20 protein-coding genes are annotated in these 19,480 nt (G+C 74.2%); 12 read left to right on the top strand and 8 right to left on the bottom strand.

Features of this window, described 5'->3' with window-relative positions; all coding sequences use genetic code 11:
* Positions 1-27: 27 nt before the first annotated feature.
* Positions 28-249, bottom strand: coding sequence for a hypothetical protein (locus Cch01nite_RS13055; protein WP_203755108.1), 222 nt, complete (start codon positions 247-249; stop codon positions 28-30).
* Positions 250-305: 56 nt separating this feature from the next.
* On the opposite strand from Cch01nite_RS13055, the gene Cch01nite_RS13060 reads away from it, so the two are divergent.
* The 7 genes from Cch01nite_RS13060 to Cch01nite_RS13090 all read left to right on the top strand — a co-directional run bounded on the left by Cch01nite_RS13060 (position 306) and on the right by Cch01nite_RS13090 (position 7,782).
* Positions 306-1,397, top strand: a complete 1,092-nt coding sequence (locus Cch01nite_RS13060; RefSeq protein ID WP_203755110.1) for a bifunctional riboflavin kinase/FAD synthetase — start codon at positions 306-308, stop codon at positions 1,395-1,397.
* A gap of 92 nt (positions 1,398-1,489) precedes the next feature.
* Positions 1,490-1,759: a 30S ribosomal protein S15 gene (gene rpsO / locus Cch01nite_RS13065; protein WP_203755123.1), complete on the top strand. Its 270-nt coding sequence runs from the start codon at positions 1,490-1,492 to the stop codon at positions 1,757-1,759.
* Between the two features lie 224 nt (positions 1,760-1,983).
* A complete protein-coding gene (locus Cch01nite_RS13070) occupies positions 1,984-4,215 on the top strand; it encodes a polyribonucleotide nucleotidyltransferase (RefSeq protein WP_203755127.1) in 2,232 nt (743 codons plus the stop codon).
* Between the two features lies 1 nt (position 4,216).
* Positions 4,217-5,563, top strand: a complete 1,347-nt coding sequence (locus Cch01nite_RS13075; RefSeq protein WP_203755130.1) for a M16 family metallopeptidase — start codon at positions 4,217-4,219, stop codon at positions 5,561-5,563.
* Between the two features lie 140 nt (positions 5,564-5,703).
* Positions 5,704-6,540 carry a hypothetical protein gene (locus Cch01nite_RS13080; RefSeq protein ID WP_203755133.1) on the top strand — a complete coding sequence of 279 codons (837 nt, stop codon included), beginning with the start codon at positions 5,704-5,706 and terminating at the stop codon, positions 6,538-6,540.
* Positions 6,541-6,551: 11 nt separating this feature from the next.
* The gene (gene dapB / locus Cch01nite_RS13085; RefSeq protein ID WP_203755136.1) at positions 6,552-7,307 is read left to right on the top strand and encodes a 4-hydroxy-tetrahydrodipicolinate reductase; all 756 of its coding nucleotides are present in this window, start codon (positions 6,552-6,554) and stop codon (positions 7,305-7,307) included.
* Position 7,308: 1 nt separating this feature from the next.
* On the top strand, positions 7,309-7,782 hold the full coding sequence (locus tag Cch01nite_RS13090) for a tetratricopeptide repeat protein (protein ID WP_239070465.1): 474 nt from the start codon (positions 7,309-7,311) through the stop codon (positions 7,780-7,782).
* A 28-nt stretch (positions 7,783-7,810) separates the two neighbouring features.
* On the opposite strand, the gene Cch01nite_RS13095 is transcribed toward Cch01nite_RS13090, so the two are convergent.
* From Cch01nite_RS13095 to Cch01nite_RS13110, 4 genes are all read right to left on the bottom strand, one after another.
* Positions 7,811-8,371, bottom strand: coding sequence for a GNAT family N-acetyltransferase (locus tag Cch01nite_RS13095; protein WP_203755139.1), 561 nt, complete (start codon positions 8,369-8,371; stop codon positions 7,811-7,813).
* 39 nt (positions 8,372-8,410) lie between these two features.
* Positions 8,411-8,731: an AzlD domain-containing protein gene (locus Cch01nite_RS13100; protein WP_203755142.1), complete on the bottom strand. Its 321-nt coding sequence runs from the start codon at positions 8,729-8,731 to the stop codon at positions 8,411-8,413.
* A complete protein-coding gene (locus Cch01nite_RS13105) occupies positions 8,728-9,531 on the bottom strand; it encodes an AzlC family ABC transporter permease (protein ID WP_203755145.1) in 804 nt (267 codons plus the stop codon). Before Cch01nite_RS13105 ends, Cch01nite_RS13100 begins: the two co-directional genes overlap by 4 nt.
* Before the next feature lie 139 nt (positions 9,532-9,670).
* Entirely contained in the window at positions 9,671-11,140 is a 1,470-nt protein-coding gene (locus tag Cch01nite_RS13110; protein ID WP_203755152.1) for an NAD-dependent succinate-semialdehyde dehydrogenase, read from the bottom strand.
* Between the two features lie 102 nt (positions 11,141-11,242).
* Here Cch01nite_RS13110 and Cch01nite_RS13115 point away from each other — a divergent pair, with 102 nt between their 5' ends.
* The 4 genes from Cch01nite_RS13115 (at position 11,243) to Cch01nite_RS13130 (ending at position 15,243) form a co-directional block, all read left to right on the top strand.
* On the top strand, positions 11,243-12,058 hold the full coding sequence (locus Cch01nite_RS13115) for a thymidylate synthase (RefSeq protein ID WP_203755155.1): 816 nt from the start codon (positions 11,243-11,245) through the stop codon (positions 12,056-12,058).
* Positions 12,055-12,561 (top strand): dihydrofolate reductase, encoded by a 507-nt coding sequence (locus Cch01nite_RS13120; protein WP_203755158.1) that lies wholly within the window; start codon positions 12,055-12,057, stop codon positions 12,559-12,561. Before Cch01nite_RS13115 ends, Cch01nite_RS13120 begins: the two co-directional genes overlap by 4 nt.
* Before the next feature lie 64 nt (positions 12,562-12,625).
* The gene (gene dapA, locus Cch01nite_RS13125; RefSeq protein ID WP_203755161.1) at positions 12,626-13,543 is read left to right on the top strand and encodes a 4-hydroxy-tetrahydrodipicolinate synthase; all 918 of its coding nucleotides are present in this window, start codon (positions 12,626-12,628) and stop codon (positions 13,541-13,543) included.
* 14 nt (positions 13,544-13,557) lie between these two features.
* Positions 13,558-15,243: a ribonuclease J gene (locus Cch01nite_RS13130; RefSeq protein ID WP_203755163.1), complete on the top strand. Its 1,686-nt coding sequence runs from the start codon at positions 13,558-13,560 to the stop codon at positions 15,241-15,243.
* A gap of 63 nt (positions 15,244-15,306) precedes the next feature.
* Here Cch01nite_RS13130 and Cch01nite_RS13135 read toward each other — a convergent pair whose 3' ends face one another.
* Both Cch01nite_RS13135 and Cch01nite_RS13140 read right to left on the bottom strand, forming a co-directional pair.
* On the bottom strand, positions 15,307-16,293 hold the full coding sequence (locus tag Cch01nite_RS13135; RefSeq protein WP_203755166.1) for a DMT family transporter: 987 nt from the start codon (positions 16,291-16,293) through the stop codon (positions 15,307-15,309).
* A 131-nt stretch (positions 16,294-16,424) separates the two neighbouring features.
* On the bottom strand, positions 16,425-17,390 hold the full coding sequence (locus Cch01nite_RS13140; RefSeq protein ID WP_203755169.1) for a GlxA family transcriptional regulator: 966 nt from the start codon (positions 17,388-17,390) through the stop codon (positions 16,425-16,427).
* A gap of 70 nt (positions 17,391-17,460) precedes the next feature.
* On the opposite strand from Cch01nite_RS13140, the gene Cch01nite_RS13145 reads away from it, so the two are divergent.
* A complete protein-coding gene (locus Cch01nite_RS13145) occupies positions 17,461-18,243 on the top strand; it encodes an MBL fold metallo-hydrolase (RefSeq protein ID WP_203755172.1) in 783 nt (260 codons plus the stop codon).
* Positions 18,244-18,304: 61 nt separating this feature from the next.
* On the opposite strand, the gene Cch01nite_RS13150 is transcribed toward Cch01nite_RS13145, so the two are convergent.
* Complete coding sequence (locus tag Cch01nite_RS13150; protein WP_203755175.1) at positions 18,305-19,474, bottom strand: DNA glycosylase AlkZ-like family protein; 1,170 nt, start codon at positions 19,472-19,474, stop codon at positions 18,305-18,307.
* Positions 19,475-19,480 lie beyond the last annotated feature (6 nt).

The raw sequence follows: 19,480 nt of genomic DNA on the forward strand, positions 1-19,480 counted from the left end.
TGTCGAGCAGGAAGCGCAGCAACGCGGTCAGGGTGAGGCACAGCCCCAGCCGTCGGTGATGAACCGGTGCCGCCACAGGAGCAGGACCCCGCGCTCGGGGTCGTGCACCACGACCCCCGCCGCCGCGCCCGGCATCCGCAGCACGTGGTGGTCGATGCGCCCGTGACCAGGGACGTCGACGTCCACGAGCGTGACCCGCATCCACGGGCTGTCGTACACGGTCGTCTCCCCGAACGTCTCCCAGCGCATGCCGCAGCGTAGGACGTCGCGGGCTGGGCGCCCCGTCCGGGTGGCATGATCCTCGTGTGCTGCGCTGGAACGACCTCGCCGACGTCCCGTCGGACTTCGGCCCCTCGGTGGTCACCCTCGGCAACTTCGACGGGGTGCACCGCGGGCACGTGAGCGTCCTGACGCGCATGTGCGCGGACGCGCGGGTGGTGGGTGCCCGCTCGGTCGCGGTCACGTTCAGCCCGCACCCGCTGCAGGTGCACCGCCCCGACACCGCCCCGCCGCTGCTGACGGGCGACGAGGACCGGCTCGAGCTGCTCGAGCTCACCGGCCTCGACGCGGTGCTCATGCTCGAGTACACGCTCGACTTCGCCCGGCAGTCGCCCGAGGAGTTCGTCCGCCGGTACCTCGTCGAGGGCCTGCGCGCGCGGACGGTCGTGGTCGGGCGGGACGTGCGCTTCGGCTGGGCGAACTCGGGCGACCTGGGCACGATGGTCGAGCTCGGCCACCGGTACGGGTTCGAGGTGGAGGTCATCGAGGACGTCGCGCCCGCGGCGGCCGCCGACCCCGGGAGCGCCGAGGACCAGGCCGCCGACCCGCTGCGTCGCCGCTGGTCGTCGACGTGGGTCCGCGAGCTGCTCGACGCGGGCGACGTGGTGCAGGCGGCGCGCGTGCTCGGTCGGCCGCACCGGGTTCGCGGGACCGTCGTGCACGGTGACGCGCGCGGGCGCGAGCTCGGGTTCCCGACGGCGAACCTCGGGTCCGACCTCGCCGGCATGGTGCCGGCCGACGGCGTCTACGCGGGATGGTTGCGACGCACGCGCCGGGCCGACGGCGCGCCGGTGGGCGTCGGCGAGCCCGACACGGTGCTGCCCGCCGCGGTGTCCATCGGCACGAACCCCACGTTCGACGGGCACGAGCGCCGGGTCGAGGCGTACGTGCTGGACCGCACCGACCTCGACCTGTACGACCAGCAGGTGGTGCTGGAGCTCGTCGAGCGGCTGCGGCCGACACTCCGGTTCGACTCGGTCGACGAGCTCCTGGTGCGCATGCACGAGGACGTCGCGCGGGTCCGCGAGGTGCTCGACGGGGTGGCGGCCGAGCCGTCCACCGAGGCCCCCTCCGAGGCGCCGGACGAGGCCGATGCCGGGGGAGCGCCCGCCGCCTGATAGTCTGTGGTCGCCGTACGAACGGCCGCGGACCGAGAGAGCCCGGGTGGACATGCCCCGGAGCACCGCGCAACGAGACAACCTGGAGAACCGTGCCGCTCGAAAGTGCCGTCAAGCAGTCCATCATGACCGAGTACGCCACCCACGAGGGTGACACCGGTTCGCCGGAGGTCCAGATCGCGATGCTCACGCAGCGCATCAAGGACCTCACGGAGCACCTCAAGACCCACAAGCACGACCACCACAGCCGCCGCGGCCTGCTGCTGCTCGTCGGTCAGCGTCGTCGCCTGCTGGGTTACCTCCAGAAGGTCGACATCAACCGCTACCGCAGCCTCATCGAGCGGCTCGGCCTGCGCCGTTGATCACCCGGACCAGCCCGGACCCGACCTCGGGTCCGGGCTGGTTCCGCGTGGAGCCCGCCCCGGGCGCCACGCACCGCAGCTGATACACCGCACCACAGCACCATCCACCGCGCCGACCCGCTCGTCCGGTCCTCGGTAGTGGCCTCCGGAACCCTCAGGGTCCGGGGACCTCGATCGAAGACCGCCGCGGCCGGCCGGCGCCTTCGAGGACAAGGAGGGCACCCGTGGAGGGTCCCGAGATCCAGTTCGCCGAGGCCGTGATCGACAACGGTCGCTTCGGCACCCGCACCGTCCGCTTCGAGACCGGCCGTCTGGCCAAGCAGGCAGCGGGTTCCGCCGCCGCCTATCTCGACGGCGACACCATGCTCCTGGCGGCCACGACGGCCGGCAAGCACCCCAAGGACCAGTTCGACTTCTTCCCGCTGACGATCGACGTCGAGGAGCGGCAGTACGCCGCCGGCAAGATCCCCGGCTCGTTCTTCCGCCGCGAGGGTCGCCCGTCGACCGAGGCGATCCTGGCCTGCCGCCTGATCGACCGCCCGCTGCGCCCGCTGTTCGTCAAGGGCCTGCGCAACGAGGTCCAGGTCGTCATCACGGTCCTGGCGATCCACCCGGACGACGCGTACGACACGCTCGCGATCAACGCGGCGTCCCTGTCGACGCAGCTCTCCGGCCTGCCGTTCTCCGGCCCGGTCGGCGGCGTCCGCATCGCACTGGTCGAGGGCCAGTGGGTCGCGTTCCCGCGCTACTCCGAGCGCGAGCGCGCCACGTTCGACATGGTCGTCGCCGGCCGCGTCGTGGGTGACGACGTCGCGATCGCGATGATCGAGGCCGAGGCGCCCGAGAAGAGCTGGAACATCATCCAGTTCGAGGGCGGCGTCGCGCCGACCGAGGAGATCGTCGCGCAGGGCCTCGAGGCGGCGAAGCCGTTCATCAAGGCCCTCGTGCAGGCGCAGCAGGAGCTCGCGGCCAAGGCCGCGAAGGAGACGCAGACGTTCCCGACGTTCCCGGACTACCAGTCCGACGCGTACGAGGCCGTCGAGGCCGCGTCGACCGCGTCGCTGGGCGAGGCCCTGAGCATCGCGGACAAGCAGACGCGCGAGAACCGCCTCGACGAGATCAAGGCCGAGGTCGTCGCGCAGCTCTCCGCGCAGTTCGAGGGTCGCGAGAAGGAGCTGTCGGCCGCGTACCGCTCGGTGCAGAAGAAGCTCATCCGCCAGCGCATCCTCACGGACGGCTTCCGGATCGACGGCCGTGGCCTGCGGGACATCCGCACGCTGTCGGCCGAGGTCGAGGTGCTGCCCCGCGTGCACGGCTCGGCGCTGTTCGAGCGCGGCGAGACCCAGATCCTGGGTGTCACCACGCTGAACATGCTCCGCATGGAGCAGCAGCTCGACACGCTCTCCCCGGAGACGCGCAAGCGCTACATGCACAACTACAACTTCCCGCCGTACTCGACCGGTGAGACGGGCCGCGTGGGCTCGCCGAAGCGGCGCGAGATCGGCCACGGCGCGCTCGCCGAGCGGGCGCTCATGCCCGTGCTGCCGAGCCGCGAGGAGTTCCCCTACGCGATCCGTCAGGTCTCCGAGGCGCTGGGCTCCAACGGCTCGACGTCGATGGGCTCGGTCTGCGCGTCCACGCTCTCGCTGCTCAACGCCGGTGTGCCGCTGCGCGCCCCGGTCGCCGGCATCGCGATGGGCCTCGTGTCCGACACGGTGGACGGTGAGACCCGCTACGCGGCGCTCACCGACATCCTCGGTGCCGAGGACGCCTTCGGCGACATGGACTTCAAGGTCGCCGGTACCCGCGAGTTCGTCACGGCCATCCAGCTCGACACCAAGCTCGACGGCATCCCCGCCTCGGTGCTCGGCGGCGCGCTCACCCAGGCGAAGGAGGCTCGCCTCGCGATCCTCGACGTCATCGCCGAGGCGATCGACGTGCCCGACGAGATGAGCCCGTTCGCTCCCCGCGTCATCACGGTGAAGGTCCCGGTCGACAAGATCGGCGAGGTCATCGGCCCGAAGGGCAAGATGATCAACCAGATCCAGGAGGAGACCGGCGCCGACATCTCGATCGAGGACGACGGCACGGTCTACATCGGCGCCACCGACGGTCCGTCGGCGGAGGCCGCGCGGGCGGCGATCAACGCGATCGCCAACCCGCACATGCCCGAGGTGGGCGAGCGCTTCGTGGGCACGGTCGTCAAGACCACCACGTTCGGCGCGTTCGTCTCGCTCTCGCCGGGCAAGGACGGCCTGCTCCACATCTCGCAGATCCGCAAGCTCGTCGGCGGCAAGCGCGTGGAGAACGTCGAGGACGTCCTCTCGATCGGCCAGAAGGTCCAGGTCGAGATCGGCGAGATCGACCCGCGCGGCAAGCTGTCGCTGCACGCGGTCATCGACGAGGGTGCGGAGGGCGGCGAGACCGCCGAGGCGCCCGAGTCCGTCGACGCCTGACGTGCCGCTGGACCTGCCGCTCGTGCGCCCGGGCTTCCCGGGCGCCGAGCAGGCCGTCGGGCAGGACGGCGACGCCCTCGTGCGTCGTTCCGTCCTGCCCGGCGGGGTCCGGGTGCTCACCGAGAGCATGCCCGGCCTGCGTTCGACGACCGTCGGCGCGTGGGTGGGGGTCGGGTCTCGCGACGAGTCCGACGGCCACCACGGCTCGACCCACTTCCTCGAGCACCTGCTCTTCAAGGGCACCGCTCGCCGCACCGCGATGGACATCGCGGAGGCGTTCGACGCCGTCGGTGGTGAGGCCAACGCCGCCACCGGCAAGGAGCACACCTGCTACTACGCGCGGGTGCTCGACACGGACCTCCCGATGGCGGTCGACGTCATCGCGGACATGGTGACCTCGGCGCGCCTCGACACCGACGAGCTCGAGACCGAGCGCGGCGTGATCCTCGAAGAGCTCGCGATGAACGACGACGACCCCAGCGACGTCGTCCACGAGCAGTTCACGGCCGTGGTGCTCGGCGAGCACCCGCTCGGCCGGCCGATCGGCGGCACGCCCGAGACGATCCGCGCGGTGCCGCGCGACGCCGTCTGGCAGCACTACCGCTGGCACTACAAGCCGTCGACCCTCGTCGTGACGGCGGCCGGTGGCGTCGACCACGACACGCTGTGCGCGCAGGTCGCCGAGGCGCTGACGACGGGCGGCTGGGACCTCGACGGCGCCCAGGAGCCCACCGGTCGACGCCTGCCGACCAGCGTCGCCGCCCTCGCGGGCACGTCCGGGCTGCCCGCGCTGGGCGTCGAGACGACGATCCGCCGGCACACCGAGCAGGCCAACGTCATCGTCGGCGGCACGGCGCTCACCGCGACCGACCCGCGGCGGTTCACGCTGTCGGTCCTCAACGCGGTGCTCGGCGGCGGCATGTCGTCGCGGCTGTTCCAGGAGATCCGCGAGAAGCGCGGCCTGGCGTACTCGACGTACTCGTTCGCGTCCGGGCACGCCGACACCGGCATCTTCGGGCTCTACGCGGGGTGCACGCCCGGCAAGGTCGACGAGGTCGTCGCCCTGATGATCGCCGAGTGGGAGCGCCTCGCGGACAGTCCCATCACGCAGGCGGAGCTCGACCGGTCGCTCGGTCAGCTGGCCGGCGGGCTCGTGCTCGGCATGGAGGACACCGGCTCCCGGATGAGCCGGCTCGGCAAGGCCGAGCTGGTGCACGGGGAGCTGCTCAGCGTCGACGAGTCGCTCGACCGTATCCGTGCGGTCACGGCCGCCGACGTGCAGGAGCTGGCCGCGGAGCTGGCGTCGCGCCCGCGCTCGGTCGTGCGGGTCGGACCGTTCGGCGACTGACCGTTCGGCGACTGACCGTTCGCCGACCGGCCGTTCGGCGTCCGGCAGCCCGGCGACCGGCCGGCGCAGCCCTGCGGTGACCTGCACGCCTCCCCTCCGCGGGTGATGCTCGCGAGCCCGTGCGGGCGCGATGATGAGGCATGACCGTCGACGAGATCGGGTACCGCCGGTTCACGCCCCCGCCCGGGGCGCACGAGCTCGTGGACCACCTGTGGGTGGTCCGGCACCCGGCGGGGACCGTGAGCCACGAGGTGCTGCTGCCCGACGGGCACGGCCTGGTCGTCGTCGCCGTCGGCACGCCCGGTGTGCACGTGGACCCGCTCACGCAGCGGCGTACGCCGGACGGGTCCGGCGTACGCGGCCTCGCGACGCGTGCGGTCGTGCGGGAGCAGCGGGGTCCCGCGGCCCGGCTCGGCGCCCAGCTCGACCCGTTGGCGCTGGCGCGGCTCGGCGTCGCGCACCCGGTGACGGACCGGGTCGACCCGGTCGAGACGCTGCTGTCGCCCGAGGTCGCCGCGGCGTGCGCCGCCGCCCTGGACGCCGGTCAGGACGAGGACGCGGCGTGGCTGCTGGGCGGCGGTCTGGCGGCACGGTTCCGGCCCGAGGCGGAGGACCCGACGCTCGCGCTGCTCGAGCCGGTCGTCCGCGAGGTGCTGGAGTCGGACGGTCTGGTCCGGTCGTCGGACGTCGCCCGTGGTGCGGGTCTCGCCGTCGGCACGTTGCACCGGTGGGTCGTCGAGCACCTCGGTGTGGCCCCGGACGTGTTCCTCGCGGCGGTGCGGTTCAGCGCGTTCGTCCGGGACGCGGTCGGCCCCGGGCCGGTGCGCCCCGAGGACGTCCTCGGGGCGATCCGGTGGTACGTGCAGGCCGCCTACCCGCCGCGGGAGGTCGAACGGTTCACCGGGCAGAGCCTGCAGGAGCTGCGGCGGCTCGAGCGGGGCATCGCGGAGGCGCTGGGGACGGCCGTCGGCGGCTAGGGTCGTACCCCGTGAGCGAACCGATCAAGGTGGCCGTGCTGGGCGCGGCGGGACGCATGGGTGCGACGGTGGTGCGGGCGGTCGAGGACGCGCCCGACCTGGAGCTCGTGGCGGCGCTGGACGCGGACGGCGACCTCGCGGCGGTCGCAGCCGCCGGCGCGCAGGTCGCGGTCGACTTCACGGTGCCGGCCGTGACCGAGGGCAACGTGCACGCGCTCGTCGACGCGGGGATCCACGTGGTCGTCGGCACGACGGGCTGGAACGACGAGTCGCTCGCCCGCGTGCGGGACCACCTGGCCGACCGGCCGGGGGTCGGGGTGCTGGTCGCCCCGAACTTCGCGCTCGGTGCCGTGCTCGCGATGACGTTCGCGGCGAAGGCCGCCCGGTGGTTCGAGTCCGTCGAGGTCGTCGAGCTGCACCACCCGAACAAGATCGACGCGCCGTCCGGCACGGCACGGCACACCGCGTCGGCCGTCGCCGCCGCGCGTGCGGCGGCGGGGGTCGGGCCGAGCCCGGACGCGACGAGCGAGGGGCTCGACGGTGCCCGCGGGGCCGACGTCGACGGGGTGCGCGTGCACGCCGTGCGGCTGCGAGGTCTCGTCGCGCACGAGGAGATCCTGCTCGGCAACGCGGGGGAGCAGCTCACGATCCGGCACGACTCGTTCGACCGCGTGAGCTTCATGCCGGGCGTGCTGCTCGGCGTGCGTCAGGTCGGCCGGCGCCCCGGCCTGACCGTGGGGCTCGAGCACCTGCTCGACCTCGCCTGACGTGGCCGGCTCGTCCAAGCGGGTGCGCCGTACGTCGCTGCTCGCCGCCGTCACGCTGACCACCCTCCTCGGCGTGTACGTGTGGCTCGTCGCTCTGCGGGCCAGCGCGCTCGTCACGAGCGGCGAACCTGTCGGCGTCGTGCTGGGCCTGGCGTTCTGGCTGCTGCCGTTGCTCGTGATCTGGCTGGTCGCGCGCGAGTGGTGGCTGGCGATCGACGTGCAGCGCATGGCCGACGAGCTGGCGGACGCCGACGAGCTGCCCGTCGACGACCTCCCGCGCTCGCCGGGCGGCCGGATCGACCGGGTCGCGGCGCGCGCGGCGTTCGACGAGTTCCGGACCCGCACCGAGGCGGACCCGGACGACTGGCGGTCGTGGTACCACCTGGCGTTCGCGTACGACGCCGCGGGCGACCGCAAGCAGGCGCGGGCGTCGCTGCGCACCGCGAGCCGGCTGCACCGCGCCCGTCCCGCCTGAGGTCAGGTCCGCCGGGCCGCCCGGCGGGTCAGATCGACGCCGACCAGCGACGCTCCGTCACGGTCGCCTCCGACCCGTCCGGCATCGCACCGGTCGCGAGGTCGCGCGTCCCGCCGTCGGGCCCGAGCCCTGCGCCACCGAGGAACCGCGCCCGGGCCTCGTCGCCGTCGAGCACCCACGTGTGCACCTGGTCGGCGCCGTCCTGCCGGAGCAGGTCGACGACCGCGGCGAGCAGCCGCGAGCCGTGACCGCGCTGCTGGGAGTCCGGCGCGACCTCGAGGGCGAGGATCACGCCGCCGGGCGCGTCGAACGGCCGGTCCTCGGGCGCGGGCACGGGGGCGACGGACGCGACGCCGACGACGTCCGCGCCGCGGCACGCCACGAGCACGCGGTAGCCGGCGGCGGGCGGGGTGGTGATGGCGCGCGCCCACTGCGCGGTCATGGCCGCCGGGTCGACGAGGTCGAGCACGGCCGGACCCAGCAGACCCGTGTGCCGCCACGCGGCGAGCTGGACGTCGACCACGGCGGTCTCGTCGCCGGGCACCGCGGGGCGCACCGACACGTCGGCGGTCTCACGGAACAGCGTCATGGGGGTCTCCGGGGAGTCGAGCGACGGGTCCGGGCGAGGCTACGGCATGCCCATCGCTCGCAGCACCGCCGCCGTCACGGCGGCGAGCACGACGACGACGACGAACGGCGCCCGCAGCGCGAGCGCGACGGCCGCGACGGCGAGCGCGGGCAGCCGGGCGTCGGCGACGAGCGCCCGGCCGGTCGTCGCGGCCTGCACGGCGACGAGCGCGGAGAGCAGCGCGACGGTGACCAGGGCGGCCGTGCGGGCGACCCGGGGCTTGGCGAGCCAGTGCTCGGGCACCAGGTGGCCGGCGAGCTTGAGCGCGAAGCACACGGCACAGGCCACGAGGAGGGCGACCCAGGTGACGGCGTCGCTCATGGGGATCCCTCCGGGTCGAGACGGTCGGCGTCGGGCAGGTCGGCGTCGGGATGGTCGGCATCGGGCAGGTCGGCATCGGACCGGGCGTCGTCGGTGCCGTCGTGGCCGGTCGGCGCGGGTGGGCGCACGAGGAACCCCGCCACGATCGCGACGACCGCGGCGAGCAGCACGGGGATGCCCGCGGGCACGAACGGCGTGACCGCGAGCGCGACGAGGACCGCACCGGCGGCCACGACCTGCGCGACGCGGGACCCCGGTCCGGTGACCCGCGGCCAGACGAGGGCCAGGAACGCGGCGGCCGCGGCGGCGTCGAGGCCGTACCGGCGGGGGTCGCCGAGCGCGTCGCCGACGAGCGCCCCGGCGAGCGTGAACAGGTTCCACATCACGAAGACGCCGACCCCGGTCCACCAGAACCCGACCCAGCCGACCGCCGGGTCCCGCTGGGCGGTCGCGACCGCGGTCGACTCGTCGATGGTGAGCTGGGCGGCGAGCGGACGGCGCCAGCCCCGAGCGCGAAGCAGGGGCGCGACCTGCGGGCCGTACAGCCCGTTGCGGACACCGAGCAGCCCGGCCGTCGCGACGGCGGCGCCGGCCGCCCCGCCCGCGCCGAGCACGCCCACGAACGCGAACTGGGAGCCGCCGGAGAACATGAGCAGGCTGAGGGCGACCGTCTGGGGGATCGACAGGCCGGCCGCGACGGACAGCGCCCCGAACGAGACCCCGTACAGGCCGGTCGCGACCGACACCGAGACCGCCTGACGGACGGCGCCCCGCCGAGCGGTGTCGTCGGGGCGGTTCACGCCGGCCACTGTCGCACACGCGCGCCCCGCAGGCCGTCGGGGCGCGGCGGCGCGGGGTCGGCGCACGGTCGGTGCCCCACGGAGATGTCGGGGTCAGAGCGCGACGGAGGTGCCGGGGGAGCGCGACGCCGCCTGAGGGTCAGAGCGCGACGTACGTCGTCTCGAGGTACTCCTCGATGCCTGCTTCGCCGCCCTCGCGGCCGAGCCCGGACGCCTTGACCCCGCCGAAGGGTGCGCTCGCGTCCGACACCATGCCGCGGTTCACGCCGAGCATGCCCGTCTCGACGGACTCGGCCAGCCGCAGCACCCGGGCGACGTCGCGGGTGTACGCGTACGCGACGAGGCCGAACGGCGTGCCGTTCGCCAGCTCCACGCCCTCGGCCTCCGACCCGAACGTCACCACCGGTGCCACGGGCCCGAAGATCTCCTCGGTGACGAGGCGCAGCGCCGGGTCGACGCGGTCGAGCACCGTGGGGTTGTAGAAGTACCCGGGCCGGTCGGGCCGGTCACCACCGATGCGGACACGTGCGCCGGCGTCGGCGGCCTGGGCGACGACCTCCTCGACCCGGTCCACGGCCGACTTCTCGATGAGCGGCCCGACGGTCGTCCCCGTCTCGGCGCCGTGCCCGACGACGAGCCGCTCGAACGCCGCCGTGAGCCGGGTCGTGAACTCGTCGGCGACCCCGCGCTGCACCAGGAACCGGTTCGCGGCGACGCACGTCTGGCCGGCGTTGCGCATCTTCGCCGCGACGGCACCCTCGACGGCGTCGTCGAGGTCCGCGTCGTCGAACACGAGGAACGGCGCGTTGCCGCCGAGCTCCATCGACGTCCGCAGGATGTGCTCCGAGGCCAGCTTGAGCAGGCTCGCGCCGACCTCGGTGGACCCGGTGAACGACAGCTTGCGCAGCCGCGGGTCGGCGAGCAGCGGCCCGGACACGGACCGCGCGGAGGACGACGGGACGACGTTGATGACGCCCGCGGGCATCCCGCGCTCCACGAGCTCGGCCCGGATGATCTCCGCCACGAACGCGGTCGTCAGCGGCGTGAGCTGCGCGGGCTTGACGACCACGGGGCACCCGGCGGAGAGGGCGGGCGCGACCTTGCGCGCGATCATCGCGATCGGGAAGTTCCACGGCGTGATGAGCAGCGCCGGGCCGACGGGCCGCCGCAGCACGAGCTGGTGGTTGGTGCCCGACGGCGCCCGGCGGGCCAGGCCGTCGAGGCGGACGGCCTGCTCCGAGTACCACCGGACGTAGTCGGCGGCGTACGCGACCTCCGCACGCGACTCGGCCAGGGGCTTGCCGCCCTCGGCCGTGACGAGCGCCGCGATGTCCTCCGTGCGCGCCGTGATCGTCTCGAACACCGCCCGCAGCAGCTCGGCCCGCTGACGAGGGGCGACGGCCCGCCACTCGGCGGACGCGCCGTCGGCGGCCGTCAGTGCGTCGAGCGCGTCCTGCTCGCCGCCGTCGGCCACGTCGAACAGGGTCTGCGTCGTCGCGGGGTCGGCGACCTCGAACGTGCGCCCGCTCCGGGCGGGTCGCCAGGACCCGTCGACGAGGATCTCGGTGGGCACGTGGGCGGCGACTGTCGGGGGCAGCGACGTGGTCATCCGCACAGTGTCGCGCGCACCCGGCAGCCGCACCTGCCGAACTTCCGACCGGTCCGTGAGTCGCCGTCGGCGCGTCGTGCGGACCGACCTATCCTGGGCGCCATGACCGACACCACGCCCGTCGTCGAGACCCCCTACGAGGACCTCCTGAGGCTCGTCATGGCGACCGGGACGCCGAAGTCGGACCGGACAGGGACGGGCACCCGGAGCGTGTTCGGGCACCAGATGCGGTTCGACCTGTCGGCCGGGTTCCCGCTCGTCACGACGAAGCGGGTGCACCTGCGGTCCGTCGCGTACGAGCTGCTGTGGTTCCTGCGCGGCGAGTCGAACGTGGCGTGGCTCCGCGACCACGGCGTGACCATCTGGGACGAGTGGGCCGACGACGACGGCGAGCTGGGACCCGTGTACGGCGTCCAGTGGCGCAGCTGGCCGACGCCCGACGGCGGTCACGTCGACCAGGTCGCGCAGCTCGTCGAGAACCTGCGCCGGGACCCCGACTCGCGGCGGCACATCGTCTCGGCCTGGAACGTCGCCGACATCCCCTCGATGGCGCTCGCGCCGTGCCACGCGTTCTTCCAGTTCTACGTCGCCGACGGGCGCCTCTCGTGCCAGGTCTACCAGCGCTCGGCCGACCTGTTCCTCGGGGTGCCGTTCAACATCGCGTCGTACGCGCTGCTCACGCACATGGTCGCGCAGCAGACCGGGCACGAGGTCGGCGACCTGGTGTGGACCGGCGGCGACTGCCACGTGTACGACAACCACGTGGACCAGGTCCGCGAGCAGCTCTCGCGGGAGCCGTACCCGCTGCCGACCCTCGAGCTGCGCAAGGCCCCGTCGATCTTCGACTACACGTTCGAGGACATCGAGGTCGTCGGCTACCAGCACCACCCCGGCATCAAGGCGCCGGTGGCGGTGTGACGCTCGGGCTCATCTGGGCGCAGACGCCGGACGGCGTCATCGGCCGGGAGGGCGCCCTGCCGTGGCGGCTGCCGGAGGACCTGGCCCGGTTCCGGACCCTCACGCAGGGGCACCCGGTGATCATGGGCCGGGCGACGTGGGAGTCGCTGCCCGCCCGGTTCCGGCCCCTGCCGGGCCGGGACAACATCGTGCTGTCGCGCACGCCGGGGTTCGTGGCCGAGGGCGCACGGGTCGTCGCGTCTCTCGACGACGCGTTCGCTCTCGTCGCTGACCGGGACGCCTGGGTCATGGGCGGCGGCGCGGTCTACGCCGCGACACTGCCGCGGGCGGACCGTGTGGAGGTGACGGTGGTCGACACGACCGTCGAGGGCGACACGTGGGCGCCGCCGCTCGACGACGGGCGTTGGCGGCTGGTCGGCTCCGAGCCGGAGGACGGCTGGCGCACCTCGTCGTCCGACGGCCTGCGGTTCCGCTTCGAGTCGTACGAGCCGGCCGGGGCCTGACGGGCGCGCCGCTGCGGCGTGGGCAGCGACGTCGGTGCGGGTGGCTGGGCGGTACCGTGGCCCCATGCCGCACGTCACCGACACCACGCGCCCGTTCGGGAGCGTCCTGACCGCGATGGTCACGCCGATGACCGCCGACGGAGCCGTGGACCTCGAGGCCACCGTCCGCCTCGCGCGGCACCTCGTCGACGCGGGCAACGACGGCCTGGTGCTGTCGGGCACCACCGGCGAGGCGTCCACGACGCACGCCCCCGAGAAGGCCGAGCTCGTCCAGGCCGTCGTCGAGGCCGTCGGGGACCGGGCGTACGTGCTCTCGGGCGCCGGCTCCAACGACACCGCGCACGCCGTCCGGATGGCCGAGCAGGCCGCCGAGGCGGGCGCGCACGGGCTGCTCGTCGTCGCTCCGTACTACTCCCGGCCGTCGCAGCCGGGCGTGCTGCGCCACTTCGAGGCCGTCGCCGACGCGACCGACCTGCCCGTCATGCTCTACGACGTGCCCGGCCGCACCGGCGTCCGGCTCGCCCCCGCCACCATCGACGCCATCGCGGAGCACCCCCGCGTCGTCGCGATGAAGGACGCGGCGGGCGACCCGTACGCGTCGTCGAAGGCGATCACGCGCACCGGACTGGCCTGGTACTCCGGCGACGACAGCCTGCTGCTGCCGCTCCTGGCGGTCGGTGCCGTCGGCATCGTGAGCGTCGTCGGCCACGTCGCCGCCGGCCAGCTCGCGTCCGTCACCCGCGCCTGGCGCGACGGCGACCACGCGGAGGCGCTGCGCGTCTCCCGCACGATCATCCCCGCGATCGACGCCCTCAACGGGGCCGGCTTCCAGGCCGTCGCCGCGAAGGCGGCGCTCGAGATCACGGGACACCTGCCCACCCGCGCCGTGCGCCTGCCGCTCGTCGCCGCTTCGGACGACGAGCTCGAGACCATCCGGGCCGGCCTGCGCGCCGCCGGGCTGCTCGACATCGCGCTCCGCTGACCCCAGGAGACCCATTGAGTCACCCGCACTTCGAGCTCACCCTGCCGCCGGCGCTGGCCGACGGCGCCCTGCGCGTCGTCGCACTGGGAGGGCTCGGTGAGGTCGGCCGCAACATGGCCGTCCTCGAGTTCGCCGGCCGTCTGCTCGTCATCGACTGCGGCGTCCTGTTCCCCGAGGACCACCAGCCCGGCGTCGACCTGATCCTCCCGGACTTCGAGTACATCCGGGAGCGGCTCGACGACATCGAGGCCATCGTCCTGACGCACGGCCACGAGGACCACATCGGTGCCGTGCCGTACCTGCTGCGGCTTCGTCAGGACATCCCGCTCGTCGGGTCGCAGCTCACGCTCGCGTTCGTCGAGGCGAAGCTCAAGGAGCACCGGATCGCGCCCGTCACGCTCGCGGTCCGCGAGGGTCAGACCGAGCGGTTCGGCGTGTTCGAGTGCGAGTTCGTCGCCGTGAACCACTCGATCCCGGACGCGCTCGCCGTCGCGGTGCGCACCCCCGCCGGCACCGTGCTGCACACGGGCGACTTCAAGATGGACCAGCTGCCGCTCGACGGCCGGATCACCGACCTGCGGGCGTTCGCGCGGCTCGGGGAGCAGGGCGTCGACCTGTTCATGGTGGACTCCACCAACGCCGAGGTGCCCGGGTTCGTCGCGCAGGAGCGCGGCATCGGTCCGGTGCTCGACGGGGTGTTCGCCGACTCGACGAAGCGCATCATCGTCGCGTCGTTCGCGTCGCACGTGCACCGCGTCCAGCAGGTGCTCGACGCCGCGCACGCGCACGGTCGGAAGGTCGCGCTCGTCGGCCGGTCGATGGTGCGGAACATGGCGATCGCGTCCGACCTCGGCTACCTGAAGATCCCGCAGGACGTGCTCGTCGACCTCAAGCAGGTCGACCAGCTGCCCGACGACGAGATCGTGCTGATGTGCACCGGGTCGCAGGGCGAGCCGATGGCGGCCCTGTCGCGGATCGCGAACAACGACCACAAGGTGTCCGTCGGCCCCGGCGACACCGTGATCCTCGCGTCGTCCCTCATCCCGGGGAACGAGAACGCCGTGTTCCGGGTGATCAACGGGCTGACCCGGCTCGGTGCGCGCGTCGTGCACTCCGGCAACGCGAAGGTCCACGTCTCCGGGCACGCCAGCGCCGGCGAGCTCCTGTACTGCTACAACATCCTCAAGCCGCGCAACGTGATGCCCGTGCACGGGGAGGTCCGGCACCTCGTCGCGAACGCGGCCCTCGCCGTGCAGACCGGGGTGCCGGCCGACCGTGTCGTGCTGGCCGAGGACGGCGTGGTCGTCGACCTCGTCGACGGCAAGGCGTCCATCGTCGGCGCCGTGCCGTGCGGCTACGTGTACGTGGACGGGTCGAGCGTCGGCGGCATCACCGAGGCCGAGCTCAAGGATCGTCGGATCCTCGGCGACGAGGGGTTCATCTCGATCTTCGCGGTGGTGAGCTCGGCCGACGGCAAGGTGCTCGCCGGCCCGCAGATCCACGCCCGGGGGTTCGCCGAGCAGGACCACGTGTTCGAGGACATCCTTCCGGAGCTCACGCGGGCCCTCGAGGAGGCGGCGCTCACGGGCGCGACCGACACGCACCAGCTGCAGCAGGTGATGCGCCGGGTCGTCGGTCGGTGGGTCTCCAACCGGCTGCGCCGCCGGCCCATGATCATCCCGGTCGTCGTCGAGGCGTAGTCAGCCGTCGGGCGCCAGGGGAGTGCTGCTCCCTGGCGCCCGGCCGACCGGCACAGGCGGTGGTCAGCTCGGCCGGCTGGCCGCGCGGTCCTCGACCTCGGTGCGGCCAGGAGCGGCGAGGCCGTCCCGGACGCGCTCGGCCTCGTCGTCGGCGCTCGTGGCGACGGTGACCTCGCCCGCGGGTGCCGCCACGCTCCGCGGCCCGCCGCGACGAGAGGCGGCGGCGGAGCCGACGAGGATGAGCGCCGTCGCGATGACGACCGTGATCGTGATCCGCTCGTCGAGGACGAGGGCCCCGAGCCCGACGGCCACGATCGGGTTCAGGTACGCGACGAGCGTCGAGCGTGCGGCACCGACCTCGGCGATGAGCTGGAAGAACAGCACGAACGCGAGTGCCGTGCACAGGGCGCCCAGGAGCGCGAGCGACAGCACCGCGTCGGCGGTCGGCCACGGGTGCGGGCCGGTGAGCAGCACCACGGGCAGGTAGACGAGCGCCGTCAGGCCGAGGCATGCGGTGGTCAGCGGGATCGCGGGGACGTCGCGCAGGTAGCGGTCGGCGATCATCGGTGCGGTCGCGTACCCGAGAGCGGCGAGCAGCACCTGGGCCACGGCCCACGGGTCGTCCGCGCCGGCGCCGGGCCCGAGCAGCAGGGCCACGCCGCCGAGCGCGACGAGCAGGCCGACCCACCGGACGAGGGCGACCCGCTCGCGGTCGACGATGCGGCCGAGGACGACCGCGGCGATGGGGACCGTGGCGATCAGCAGCCCGGTGAGCGAGCTCGACAGCGTGCGCTCGGCGTTCGACAGCAGGATCCACGGGCCGACGAGCTCGAGCACCGCGAACGCGGTGACCGCCGGCCAGTGCCGGCGCAGCACGCGCAGGCCGCCCGCACGCCACGCGAACGGCACCAGCAGCAGCGCGCCGAGCCCGGTGCGGACGAACACGACGGTCGCGGGGGTGACCTCGCCGACGGCGACCTTGATCAGCAGGTACGGGACGCCCCAGATGAGGCCCATGGACAGCAGGAGGATCCATCCGCGACGGCTCATGGCTCGACCGTCCGGGGGAGGTGGGTGCGCATGGCGTCACAGTAGGCGCGAGCACCGACATCGGCCGCAGGGATAACCGCCACCGACCGTCGACCTCCTGCCAGTGTCCCCCGGCAGGGTGATCGTGCAGGTCAGAGCGATGCGGCCGGCTCTGTCCGGAACATCGCCCGGTGCTGGTGCGGGCTCGTGCGGAACCGGTCGGCGAAGTGCTGCCGCAGCGTCGCCGTGCTGCCGAAGCCGGCACGGCGCGCGACCGTCTCGATCGGGTCGTCGGTCGTCTCGAGCAGGACCCGTGCCCGGGTGAGCCGCTGGTGCAGCAGCCACCGGGTCGGGCTCGTGCCGGTGCGGGCCCGGAACTGGCGCGTGAACGTGCGGCGCGACAGGTGGACGGCGCCGGCCCACGTGTCGAGGTCGACGGGCTCGTCGAGGCGGGTCTGCGCCCACGCGATCGCGTCGTCGACCGGGTCCCCGCCCGGGGCGGGCGCGACCGGGGCCGGGATGAACTGGGCCTGCGACCCGTCGCGGTGCGGTGCCAGCACGAGCGAGCGGGCGACCTCGGTGGCGACCCGGGCGCCGAGGTCGGTCCGGACGACGTGCAGGCAGCAGTCCAGCGCGGCGGCGACGCCCGCGGAGGTGAGGACGTCGCCGTGGTCGCTCCACAGCACGTCGGCACGGACGCGGACCGTCGGGTGGCGCCGGGCGAGCTCTGCGGCCGCGTGCCAGTGGGTCGCGACCTCGCGGCCGTCGACGAGCCCGGCGGCGGCGACGACGAACGCACCGAGGCACAGGCCGACGACCCGCGCGCCGCGCGCGTGCGCCGACCGGACGGCGTCGAGCAGGGCCGTCGGCGGCTCCCGGTGCGCGTCCCAGCTCGGCAGCACGACGGTGTCGGCGCGGGCGAGCACGTCGAGCCCGTGCTCCACGTGGAGGTCGTACCCGGCCGCGGTGGGGACACGGCCCGGCGTCGGCGCGCACACGACGACCTCGTACGGCCGTCCCGGTGCGCCCCCGTACCGGGCCGTGAAGACGGCCGAGGGGACCGCGAGGTGGAACGGGCTGATGCCCTCGAACGCGACGACAGCCACGACGTGTGCCATGGCCCGATTCTAGCGACAGGTGTCCTGCGGGCCACTGGCGGGCTCGTGACCTGCGCGACAGGGTGGAGCCATGACCACGACAGAGCGCGAGACCACCCGCAGGACGACGACCGCGACCTGGGTCGGCGGCCCGACGCTGCGGTTCACCTACGCCGGCCTGACGTTCCTCACCGACCCGACGTTCGACGACGCACCGGCCGACTACGCGGGCGGCGCGACCCTGCACAAGCTCGTCGGCCCCGGGGTGCCCGTCGAGGACCTCGGCCACGTCGACGTGGTGCTGCTCTCGCACGACCAGCACGCCGACAACCTCGACGTCGCCGGCCGCGCCCTGCTCCCGTCGGTCCCGACGGTGCTCTCCACGCCCGACGCGGCCGCGCGGATCCCGGGAGTGCGTGGCCTCGCGCCGTGGGAGCAGGTCGCCCTCGGCGACGACGTCCGCGTGACGGCCGTGCCGGCGAGGCACGGTCCCGAGGGCGCGGAGGCGCTGAGCGGCGAGGTCACGGGCTTCGTCCTGGAGGCGCCGGGGGAGCGGACCGTCTACGTCTCTGGCGACAACGCCTCGCTCGACGTGCTGGACCAGGTGGCCCGCCGGTTCGACCGGATCGAGCTCGCGGTCCTGTTCGTCGGCGGCGCGAACGTCGGCCGCTTCGGCGCGGAGCCGCTCACGCTCGACGCCCCCCGGGCCGCGGCCGCCGCCGCGCTCCTGCCGCTCGCGACGGTGCTGCCCGTGCACCACACCGACTGGGCGCACTTCGTCGACCCGCTCTCGGCCGTGCAGGACCGGTTCGCGGCCGTCGGGGCGAGCGACAGGCTCGTGGTCCTCGGGCGGGGCGAGCCGACGCCCGTCTGATCGTCGGTCGGCGCTCGCGGGACCCGGCGTGGGTCGCGCACCCGGGTCCCGCGCGCCGGCGTCAGGCCGGAGCGGCGCCTCTGAACGCGGCGAGCCGCTCGTGCTCGGCGGCCACGGCGCGCCGCGTCGCTGCGTCCCACGGCACCCACTCGTCGAGCTCCAGCGCGAGCCGCCCGCCCGTCGCCCGGGGCCGCCAGGTGCCTGCGACCTCGCCGTCGACGAGCACGGCGCCCGGCCGGCCGAGCACAGGCCACAGGGCCTTGTGCCGGGCGGCGTCGGGCACGAGGAGCGTCCGGTCGCGTGCCTGCAGGAACAGGTCGTACGGCCCGACGAGGCGGACGGCCGGCGGCCCGTCGGCGTCCGCCGCGGCGTCGAGCGCCTCGACGTCGTCCGCGAGGAGGTCGGCCGTCCCGACGTCCGCGACCGCCACCGGGACGACGTCCGCCGGCCAGCGTGCGGCCACGTCCTTGACGGGTGCGTCGAGGAAGGACGCGACCTGCTTCGGGGTCAGCGGTCCGAGCAGGTGCAGCACGAGCCGGACGAGGTCGAACGGCCCGTCGTCGCGGTCGTCGTCGGAGCGGGCGACCACCGCGACCTGCGCGGTCGGGAACCCGGGCGCGCGCCGGACGACCGGGGGTGAGGTGCCGGGCTCGAGCTCGAGACCGGCGTGCAGGGCGGCCAGGCGGAACGGCATCTCGTACATGTGGGTCGCGTGGCACGGCCCGCACCACCGCAGGTACGGCTCGGTGAGCTCCGCGGTCATGCGCGTCGAGAGGCTGCCCTTGTCGAGCGGGTGCGTCACCACGCGCCGCATGGTCCGCGCGACGTGCGCGAGCGCGTCGGTCGGGTCGATGCCCGCGGCGCGCAACGGGGTGGTGGCGTTGAGGAGTCGCTTGCCGGCGTCGGCGTCGGAGTACGGCCGCACGGCCCGCTGCACCGCGGGCAGGTCGTGGCGGCGGTACGCGTGGGGCGCGCCGCGCAGGGTCCAGGCGAGCGCGAGGTCGTCGGGCCAGTGCTGCGACGTGACGTCCGCGCCGCGGACGGCGAGCGCCCACAGCGACCCGTCGGGTCCCGTGTCCTGGACCCCGAGGTCGAGGGTGACGACGTCGGTCGGGGCACGGGCCGCGCCGGGTGCGCGGTCGAGCTGCTGGACGCGCACCCGGTGGCGCAGCACCTGGCTGCGTGTCGCGGTGCGCGCCGCGCCGTCCCGTCCTGGTGTTCGCGAGGCCACCCCGCC

The sequence above is a fragment of the Cellulomonas chitinilytica genome, from assembly GCF_016862675.1.
GTDB lineage: Bacteria > Actinomycetota > Actinomycetes > Actinomycetales > Cellulomonadaceae > Cellulomonas > Cellulomonas chitinilytica.